This window comes from Pseudorhodoplanes sp., assembly GCF_035565855.1.
Taxonomy (GTDB): Bacteria; Pseudomonadota; Alphaproteobacteria; order Rhizobiales; family Xanthobacteraceae; genus Pseudorhodoplanes.
This window is the reverse complement of sequence record NZ_DATMRX010000235.1, coordinates 1-1818: the sequence shown is the minus strand read 5'-3', so window position 1 is coordinate 1818 and position 1818 is coordinate 1. Positions and strand designations below refer to the sequence as shown.

The window sequence follows — 1818 nt, the reverse complement described above, 5'->3', positions numbered from 1 at the left end:
GCCGACGATGATGAACGACGCCACCTTGTTGCGGATCATCACCCGGTTGCGCGTCGTCACCTGGTTCTGGATGCAGTTCAGCCGCTCCGCCATCTTGAAATAGAGCGCACTCGCCTGCCCCCACCGGATCGGCGTCGCGATGATCACCACATCTGCCCAATGGACCAGCGCCTCGTAAACGGCATCGAGTTCGTCCTTCGGATCCATCTGTGTGATCGAGCACGGCCATGTGCAGGCGCGCGCAGCCTTTGAGTAATAGCCCTGGCAGCTGCGAAATTTAAGATCGTTGAGGCTGATCAGCCGGGTCTCACATCCGTCTTCGGCAGCGGCTTTGAGCGCCGACGCCAAAAGATCGTCAGACCCCGAATAGCGTGGCGCCTTCGGATCCATCGCGGTCGTGGACAATCCGGCGACGCGGACGGGGCCTTCGGCGCGCACGATCGGACGGGCGAGCGGATGCGGCTTGTGCGGCGCGCGATGACGCGCGGTGCCCGCTTTCACGTTGACCATGACGCGGCCGGCCTCGACCTTCACCGGAAAGGCGGGAACGCGGTCTGCCTCGAAACCCGGTTCGCCGAGTCCGGTCAGGCGGTGAAACTTCCATTGATGCCACGGGCAGACGACATAATCGCCGTCCAGCGTGCCCTCGCCCAGCGGACCGCCGACGTGGTTGCAATTGTTGTGGATGGCGCCGAATTGCCCGTTCACGCAGGTCAGTGCCACGTCAATCGTCCCCGCGCGGTGACGCTGCACCGGCCTGTCGGACAAAGTCTCGACCGAGCCGAGATCGATCCACTCTTCGTCCATCGCGGTACACCCCTGATTGCCGGTCCGTGCCGGGCTGGTGGGCGAAGTCTCGCAATCCCGGAAGCGCCCGGCAATGGCGCACATGGTGCCGCCTTTTGAGGCTTCGGCCGCGTCTGCGGCGTGTTACCCTTGAACCTACGCGTGGAAGCCGGCGGTGCCGGTGCGGCCAACGCCGTGGAGACTGACATGACCTCATCCGCAATGCAGGCGACCTACGACCTGCCCGAGCTCAACCGCGAGACCACGTTCCGCGGCATCGGCACCACGAAGCATCGCGAGGTCCCCCGCATCGATCTCGGCAATTTCGAAAAGCGCAAATACGAGATCGCCGATCAGCTCTGGAATGCATCGACCGGGATCGGGTTCTTTCAGCTGGTCAATCACGACATCCCGCAGGCGCAGATCGACGAGGCGTTCGAGATAACTGCGCGCTTCTTCGCCCTGCCGCATGAGGTGAAGGCCAAGGTGCCGATGGTGAAGGGCACGAACTGGGGCTGGGAATACAAAAGCCAGGTGCGGCCCTCGACCGGCACGGCCGACAACAAGGAGAGCTACCAGATCACGGTGCCGCGCATGACGAACCACTGGCCTCGCGGCGACAACCTGCCAGGCTTCAAGGCCGCCATGCTCGCCTTCGAACGCGCCAACTGGGCGCTCGGCATGAAGGTGCTGAGCTGCTTCGCCTACAAACTCGGCTTCGCGCCGGACTTCTTCACTGACGCTCACGATCCGCAATCGCCGGAATATCAATCGACGCTGCGACTGCTACATTATCTGCCGATGATCGATGCCAAGCCGGAAGACTTCACCGGCTGGCGCGCCGGCGCGCATACCGACTATGCCTGTCTGACGCTTCTGCATCAGCGCAAGGGCCAGGGCGGACTTCAGCTCTGCCCCGGCAAGGAAGCCGATGAATTCGCATGGACCGATGTCCAGCCCGAAGACGGCGTCATCACCTGCAATATCGGGGACATGCTGAAGCGCTGGAGCGACGACAAGCTGCAATCCACA

2 protein-coding genes are annotated in these 1818 nt (G+C 63.0%); one reads left to right on the top strand and one right to left on the bottom strand.

Annotation, left to right across the window (positions count from 1 at the left end; all coding sequences use genetic code 11):
* Positions 1-807: Rieske 2Fe-2S domain-containing protein (locus VN004_RS13085; RefSeq protein ID WP_325610671.1), on the bottom strand; the 807-nt coding region annotated here is incomplete at its 3' end.
* Between the two features lie 186 nt (positions 808-993).
* Between VN004_RS13085 and VN004_RS13080 the strand changes: the two genes are divergently transcribed.
* A partial coding sequence (locus tag VN004_RS13080) for a 2-oxoglutarate and iron-dependent oxygenase domain-containing protein (protein ID WP_325610668.1) occupies positions 994-1818 on the top strand: 825 nt, incomplete at its 3' end.